The following is a 7,269-nucleotide window of genomic DNA, read 5'->3' as shown; positions in this document are numbered from 1 at the left end:
GCGCCGGTGACGTCGCCCGGGCCCTGGCGACGGCCGTCGCGCCGGGCGGCGAGGTGATCGCCCTGGACCATTCCGCGGCCACGCTGGCCGCCGCCCGCGACCGCCACGACGGCGGCGACATCCGGTACGTGACCGGCGACGTCTCCGACCTCGACCTGCCCGACGACAGCTTCGACGGCGTGTGGTGCGAGCGCGTGCTCCAGCACGTCGACGACGCGGACGTGGCGATCGGCGAGCTGATCCGGGTGATCCGCCCTGGTGGCCGGCTCTGCCTGCTCGACACGGACTGGGACTCGCTGGCCTTCGACGGTGTCGACACCGGGCTGGCCGAGACGATCGTCGCGCACCTGCACGGCCGGCTCACCCCGCGCCGGCTCGACATGGGCCGCACGCTGCGCCGCCGGCTCGTCGGCTACGGCCTGCGCGATATCAGCGCCACCCCGGTGACCTGCTACTTCCCCGACCCGGACTCGGCCGCGGTGGTGCTGCCGATGGTCAACCCCCAGGTGCCGCAGGAGTCGTGGATGACCCCGACCGGGCTGCGCGAGCGCTGGTTCGACCAGGTGGAGCAGGCCGGCGCCGACGGCGAGTTCCTCGCGGTCCTGACCATCTGGGTGGTCGCGGCGACCGTCTAGAGCCCATCCACCCGGCGGAAGTGCTGGCGCTTCTTGCGGTCGTGCAGCACAAAACCGAGCCGGGCCAGCTCCTCGCGCAGGTCCCGGGCGTCGTCGATGTCACCCTTGTCCAGCGCCTGCTGCCGGGCGGCGAAGAGCGCCGCCGCCTCCGCCGGGACATCCGGCAGGTCCGGCACCCAGCGCCGGTAGGAGCCGGCGTACGGGTCCTGCGCCGACCACACGGTGCCGAAGGCCGCGGCGAGTCGCGCGACCGACAGGTGCGACGGCTCCCGGGCCACCTCCCGCCCGGTCGGCCCGAGCAGCACGAGCTGGTCGCCCTCGCGGTAGGCCACCGCCACAGCGCTGCGGGGCACTGCGCGGGTGGTGCCCGGACGGGTCAGCGTCACCTGCGTGCCCGAGATGCGCACGGTCAGGGACTCCCGGTCGACGAGCCCGGCCAGCACCAGTCCGGCGATCGTGCCGAGCACCACCGCGCCGAGCGTCGCCCACGGCTCGTCGAACCGGTCCACCAGGCGCAGCGGTCCCCGTACCGGCACGAACGGGATGCGCAGCACCCAACCCGGCACCTCGCGTATCACCCAGCCCAACCCGGCCCCGGCCGCCGGCAACGCCGTCCACACCGCCACCCGGGCCCACCACGGGGTCGCCACAATCGTCTCGTCCACGACCGCCGAGTCTTCGGGCCGCCGCCGGGCTCCCGCTAGCGGCGGTGGTCGCACCCCACGTCGACCAAAGTCGACGCCGCGGTCGCCGACCGGCCACTGCGCGAGCCGGCCCCGGCACAGTACGGTCCAGTCATGAGGCGCTGGCTCGTCGAAGCGGCCCTGGCCGGCACCGCCCTGGCCCTGGGCAGTTTCTTCCTGGCGTCGACCCTGAGCGAGGGCGACGGCTGGCCGATCGGGGTCGAGCTGGTCGCCGGCGCGGTCGCGGTCACCGCCCTGATCCGGTACCGCCGCAGCCGCCCGGTGGCGCTCGCCCTGGTGCTGATCGCGCTCGGCCTGCTCTTCGGGCTGCCCATGGGTGCCACCCCGATCGCCCTGTTCGCCGTCGCCCTGTACCGCTCGGCCGCGGTGGCCGTCGCCGTCACCGCGGTGCACGCCGTCTCCCTGGCCACCGTCTACCTGATCGCGCTCGGCCCCACCCGGACCTACTGGGAGGCGACGACGTTCCTGGTGCTGCTGCACGTGATCCTCGTCGGGATCGGCATGCTGGTCCGGGCCCAGCGCCGGCTGGTCCGGTCCCTGGCCGAACGGGCCCGCGAGGCCGAGCAGGGCGACGAACTGCGCGTCGAGCAGGCCCGGCTGGCCGAACGGGAACGGATCGCCCGGGAGATGCACGACGTGCTGGCCCACCGGATCTCGCTGCTCGCCGTGCACGCCGGAGCGCTGGAGGTGCGCCGGGACGCCCCGGCGGGCGAACGGCTGGCGGCCGGGGTGATCCGGCAGAGCGCCCACGACGCGCTGGAGGAACTGCGCCAGGTGATCGGCGTGCTGCGCGAGCCGGCCGAGGACCGTCCGCAACCGACCCTCGACGACGTGCCCGCGCTCGTCGCGCAGTCCCAGGAGGCCGGGGAACGGGTGGAGCTGCGACTGGCCGCCGACGGGGTGCCGGCCGGGGTCGGCCGGCACGCCTACCGCATCGTGCAGGAGGCGCTGACCAACGCCCGCAAACACGCGCCCGGCGCCCGCGTACGGGTCGCGGTCACCGGCCACGCCGAGCAGGGACTGGTCGTGGAGGTCGGCAACCTGCTGCGGGCCGGCGGCTCCGGGCTGCCGGGCTCGGGCACCGGACTGGTCGGGCTGCGCGAACGGGTCCAGCTGGCCGGCGGCCGACTGGACCACGGCCCCACTGCCACCGGCGAGTTCCACCTGCGGGCCTGGCTGCCGTGGACCCCGTGACCGCGGAGCCGCAGCCGGTCCGGGTGCTGCTCGTGGACGACGACGCGCTCGTACGGGCCGGCCTGACGATGATGCTGGCCGCGTTCGACGGCATCGAGGTGGCCGGCGCGGTCGCCGACGGCACCGAGGTCGCCGCCGCGGTCGGCACCCACCGCCCGGACGTGGTGCTGATGGACATCCGGATGCCCGGCATGGACGGCCTCACCGCCACCGAGACGCTGCGCGCCCGCCGCGAACCGCCCGAGGTGATCGTGCTGACCACCTTCGACACCGACGCGCACGTGCTGCGGGCGATGCGCGCCGGCGCCAGCGGCTTCCTGCTCAAGCACACCCCGCCCGAGGAGATCGCGCGGGCCGTGCGCCGGGTCGCCGCGGGCGAGCCGATGCTCTCCCCCGAGGTGCTGCGCCGGATGATGAACCACGTCGCCGCGGCGGCGCACGATCCGGGACGCGACCGGGCCCGCGCGGCGCTCCAGCAGCTCAGCCCCGGCGAGCACGATGTCGCGCTGCTCGTGGCGCAGGGCCGCACCAACCAGGAGATCGGCACGGCCCTGCGGATGAGCACGGCCACGGTCAAGGCGTACGTGTCGCGCATCCTCACCAAACTGGACCTGACGAACCGCGTCCAGGTCGCCCTGCTGGTGCACGACGCGCGTTAGACGACCGGCACCATCGCGGCGAGCAGGTCGTCGAGCGGGATGCTGGCGAAGCCGACCCGGACGTCACTGGCCCCGTACGGCAGCCAGAACCGGCCCGCGTGCACCAGCCCGCCGCAGGAGTAGACGACGTTGGGGACGTACCCCTCGCGCTCGGTCTCGTCGGGCTCCAGCAGCCCGTGCGGCAGGTCGGCGATGACCCGCTCCGGGTGGTCCAGGTCGAGCAGCATCGCGCCGATCGCGTACCGCCGCATCGGGCCCACGCCGTGGGTCAGCACCAGCCAGCCCGCCTGGGTCTCCACCGGGGACCCGCAGTTGCCGACCTGGATCAGGTCCCAGCCGCGGTGCGGCATCAGCAGCGGCACCGCGTCCTGCCAGCGGTTCTGCTCGTCGCGGGTGCTCAGCCCCAGGGTCTCGCCGTCGGAGCGGCACAGCGCCAGGTGCCGGCCGTTCACCGTACGCGGGAACAGCGCCATGCCCTTGTTGCGGGCCGCCGGGCCGCGCAGCGCGGTGACCTCGAAGTGCCGCAGGTCGCGGGTGTGCATCATCCGCCCGCCGATGTGCCGCCCGTCGTACGCGGTGTAGGTGGCGTGGTACGCCATCCGCCCGTCCGCCTCCTCGACCTGCACGAAGCGGGCGTCCTCCATGCCGTTGCTCTCGGCCGGGGTGGCCGGCCACAGCACCCGCTCGTGCAGCGGCACAGTGGCCGGGAAGGTCACCGCGTAGTCGCTGGCCACGATGCGCCGGATGGCCTCCAGCGACTCGTTGGCGGTGGGCCGGGCCAGCAGCTCGCCGGGCAGATGGCCGAGGACGTCCTCGAACTCCTCGTCGTCGTAGCGGTCGGGCAGCGAGGACAGCACCGTGGCGGTGATCTCGTTGTCCAGGTCCTCCTCGGCCAGTCCGGCGGCGAGCAGGTCACGGTGGTGCTTGGCGCCGACCCGCTGGCCGATCATCAGCGGCCCGTCGCGGTCCTCGAGCCGGATCTGGTCGTCCGGGCCGAGCACGGCCGAGCAGAAACCCACCGAGGAGATGTGCCCCTCGCCGATCTGCCGCAGGCTGATCGCCGCCCGCAGCTCGCCCGGGGCCAGGTCGCTCTGGTCCGGGTGCGGCACCATCGACGGGTTGCACAGCGCCGCCGCCTCGACGGAGAACTCGTGGCTGAAGTAGGCCCCGATCAGCGCCCGGGCGCTCGGGGAGAGCTCGATGTCCGGCGGCACCCGGTGCTGCACCAGGTCGTAGTGGTGCTGGAAGGTGGCGCAGATGTCGTGGTGGCGCCCGGAGAACCGGGCCAGCACGTCGTCGAGCAGCCGGGTGATCTCGTCGTCGTCGAGCTGCAGGATCCGCTCGATGATCAGCGAGGCCCGGTTCTGCCCGAGCTGGGCGTCCTCACCGGGCACGAAGAGCTTGATGACGACCCGCCGGCCGTCGGGCTGCATGGTGAGTGCGTGCCGCTTGGCGAGAGTGGTGGTCCGGACGTCCTGAGGGTCCATGGTTGCCGTCATGCGGATCCGCCTGAGGGTCGGGTCGCGCTCCGCCCGGCCAGCGCGCGGGCGTGCTGGAGGGTGGAGACGAGTGCGAGCGTGGATTCGGCGCCTTGGTTCAGGTTAGGCCCGTTCGGGGTCAATCCGTCATACCCGCCACCTGTCAGGGGGTCGTACATGACAGTGCCGGAGTCGTTGTCGCCCAGGAACCAGGCGATGGCCTGGAACAGCGGCGCGTCCCAGCGGTCGTCCCCGGTCACCGCGCCCGCGGTGGCGCAGGCGTCGGCCGTCGCCGCGACCTCGATCGGCTGCTGGTCGTAGCGGTGCCGGGGCACGTCCGGCCGCCAGCCGCCGACCGGCACAGTGGACAGGTGGCCCTGGTGTTCCTGCGTCCGGCACAGCCAGCTCAGCATCCGCAGCCCGTCGGTGAGCAGCGGCTCGTCGCCGAGCAGGTCACCGGCGGCGATGAGGACCTCGGCCAGCGCCGGGTTGGCGTAGGTCAGTTCGCGTTCCGGCCACACCCATTCGGGGTCGGAGTCGGGCAGCCCGACCACGGTGGCGGCGTCGCCGAGCAGTTCGGCCGCCGCGCCGGCGCGGGGGTCGGCCCGCAGCACCTCGGCCGCACCCAGGCCGGCGAAGGCCATCGCCCGGGGCCAGGGTGAGCGCTTGCGCGCCGCGATGGTGAACGCCGTACGGGCCTCCGCCCGGATCCACGGCACCGGGCAGCGACCGGCCGCCGTGCCCAGCCCCCACACCGCCCGGCCCCACCAGTCGCCCACGTCGGGCTCGTCCAGCCAGCGCCGGTCGTAGCTGAGCCGGTTGTGGCACCGGCCGTCCGCGGTCAGGGCGTGGGTGAGGAAGGCCAGGTAGCGTTCGGCCAGCCCGGCCACCAGGGCGGTGGGCTGCGGTTCCCGGCTGGCGACGAGCAGCCCGCGGGCCACGTCGTCGACGCAGTAGCCGTGCTCGCGCCGCGGGGTGGCGTGCCGGGCGTGTTCGAGCAGCCCGGTGTCGTCGGAGAGCCGGGCGATCTGGGACCAGTTCGGTTCGGGTGCGTCGACGAGCCGGATCGGCGGCGGCACGAGCCGCAGCGAGACGCTCACGCGGGTACGGGGGCGGTGGCGGGCGTGCGGTGCTGCACCAGGCGGGTGGCCAGCGCCTGGTAGCGGGCGGCGACGGCGGGCCAGCGCAGGGTCGGGGCGCCGCCGAGTCCGTTGAGGTGCGGCGCCGTGTCCGGGGTGGACAAAAGGTGCCGGATCGCGGCGGCCATGGCCGGCGGGTCCTGGTGCGGTACGAGCAGGCCGGGCCCGTCGGCGAGCAGCTCCACGGCGTGCGGGAACTCGGTGGCCACCACGGGCACGCCCGCGCCGACGGCTTCGATGAGCACGCCGGAGGTGACCTGCTCGGTGGAGTCGTACGGCAGCACCACCACGTCGGCCGAGCGGATCAGCCGGCTCAGCGTCGCCTGGTCGTGGTAGACGTCGTCCCACCGGACGGCGTCGGCCACGCCCAGCTCGGCGGCCAGCGCCTTGAGCGACTCGCGGTAGACGTCGCCGTGGTGTTCGAGCACCTTGGGGTGGGTCCGGCCGGCCACCGTGTACGCCGGCATCGGGCTGAGGTCACGCAGCAGGGCGAGCGAGCGCAGGGCCCACTCGATGCCCTTGCCGGGCCCGAGCAGTCCCCAGGTGAGCAGGTGGGGGACGTCGTGGGCCTCGCGCGGGGCGCTGGAGTGGCTGCCGGCGCCGTGCGGGATGACGGTGACCTTGCGGGCGTCGATCCGGTAGCCGGTGCTCAGCCGCTGCCGGGCGGTGTCCGTCATGGTGACCACGGCGTCGGCGGCGGCCACGATGCGTTCCAGCACGATGCGCTGGGTGATCGAGGGGGTGCTGAGCACGGTGTGCAGCACGACGATCGTCGGCACCTTGAGGGCGCGCAGCAGCGGCAGCACCTCGTCGCCGTCGAGGCCGGGGTAGATGCCGTACTCGTGCTGGACGATCGCGACGTCGAAGCGGTTGAGCACGTTGGCCGCGGCCACCCAGCCGCCCGGGGTGTCGGTGTGCCAGGTGTGCGCCACCCGCGGCGCCGTACGGTCGACCGCCAGTCCGCCCCCGGCGGCGTCGGCGGAGAGCAGCCGGACCACACCGCTGCCGGGCGTGCCGCCCGTCAGGTGACTGGCGAGCGCCGCGTTGAACGTCGCCAGACCGCATTGGGTGGGGGGATAGGTGCTCAGGAAACCGTAGGTCGCGGGCATTGACGGGCCTTTCTGATCAGAGGCTGCCTCCCCGCAGCACAAACCGGCGCGCGCGGGCGTGGAGCGTGAGCGCACGCTTCAGCTTTCGGCGGCGACTGACTGTGAAAATGCCGCAATTCGGTAATAAGACATTAACAAGAACGGCTGTTCAGCCGACCAGATCGCGGTAAATCGCCAGGTAGTCCTCGACCATGCGGTCCGCGCCGAAGCGCGAGCGGGCCCGCGCCCGGCAGGCCGAGCGGTCCCGCCGTGCGACATCCGCCCCCGCGGCCACCGCCTGGGGGTCGTCGGCGGCCACGGGGGCGGTGAGAGCCTCGGGGCACCCCAACGGCCACGAAGCCCATCGGGACG

7 protein-coding genes and 1 pseudogene are annotated in these 7,269 nt (G+C 73.9%); 3 read left to right on the top strand and 5 right to left on the bottom strand.

Going from position 1 to position 7,269, the window contains the following annotated elements; translation table 11 throughout:
- A partial coding sequence (locus tag AB0C29_RS08200; protein WP_360816946.1) for a methyltransferase domain-containing protein occupies positions 1–635 on the top strand: 635 nt, incomplete at its 5' end.
- Here AB0C29_RS08200 and AB0C29_RS08195 read toward each other — a convergent pair.
- The gene (locus AB0C29_RS08195) at positions 632–1,300 is read right to left on the bottom strand and encodes a hypothetical protein (RefSeq protein WP_360816944.1); all 669 of its coding nucleotides are present in this window, start codon (positions 1,298–1,300) and stop codon (positions 632–634) included. The genes AB0C29_RS08200 and AB0C29_RS08195 overlap by 4 nt on opposite strands.
- A 132-nt stretch (positions 1,301–1,432) precedes the next feature.
- Here AB0C29_RS08195 and AB0C29_RS08190 point away from each other — a divergent pair, with 132 nt between their 5' ends.
- Both AB0C29_RS08190 and AB0C29_RS08185 read left to right on the top strand, forming a co-directional pair.
- On the top strand, positions 1,433–2,533 hold the full coding sequence (locus AB0C29_RS08190; RefSeq protein ID WP_360816942.1) for a histidine kinase: 1,101 nt from the start codon (positions 1,433–1,435) through the stop codon (positions 2,531–2,533).
- On the top strand, positions 2,530–3,192 hold the full coding sequence (locus AB0C29_RS08185) for a response regulator transcription factor (RefSeq protein WP_360816939.1): 663 nt from the start codon (positions 2,530–2,532) through the stop codon (positions 3,190–3,192). Before AB0C29_RS08190 ends, AB0C29_RS08185 begins: the two co-directional genes overlap by 4 nt.
- Here the strand turns inward: AB0C29_RS08185 and AB0C29_RS08180 are convergent.
- The 4 genes and pseudogenes from AB0C29_RS08180 to AB0C29_RS08165 all read right to left on the bottom strand — a co-directional run.
- Positions 3,189–4,679, bottom strand: coding sequence for a glycoside hydrolase family 130 protein (locus AB0C29_RS08180; RefSeq protein WP_360816936.1), 1,491 nt, complete (start codon positions 4,677–4,679; stop codon positions 3,189–3,191). The genes AB0C29_RS08185 and AB0C29_RS08180 overlap by 4 nt on opposite strands.
- An 8-nt stretch (positions 4,680–4,687) precedes the next feature.
- A complete protein-coding gene (locus AB0C29_RS08175) occupies positions 4,688–5,770 on the bottom strand; it encodes a glycosyltransferase (protein WP_360816933.1) in 1,083 nt (360 codons plus the stop codon).
- Positions 5,767–6,918 (bottom strand): glycosyltransferase, encoded by a 1,152-nt coding sequence (locus AB0C29_RS08170; RefSeq protein ID WP_360816930.1) that lies wholly within the window; start codon positions 6,916–6,918, stop codon positions 5,767–5,769. The genes AB0C29_RS08175 and AB0C29_RS08170 overlap by 4 nt, the downstream gene beginning before the upstream one ends.
- A 148-nt stretch (positions 6,919–7,066) precedes the next feature.
- Positions 7,067–7,269 (bottom strand): annotated as a pseudogene (locus tag AB0C29_RS08165) (glycosyltransferase family 4 protein); the annotation flags it as partial.

Source organism: Actinoplanes sp. NPDC048791 (assembly GCF_040650095.1).
Taxonomy (GTDB): domain Bacteria; phylum Actinomycetota; class Actinomycetes; order Mycobacteriales; family Micromonosporaceae; genus Actinoplanes.
The sequence above is the reverse complement of the archived record's forward strand: the minus strand, read 5'-3'. Positions and strand labels throughout refer to the sequence as shown.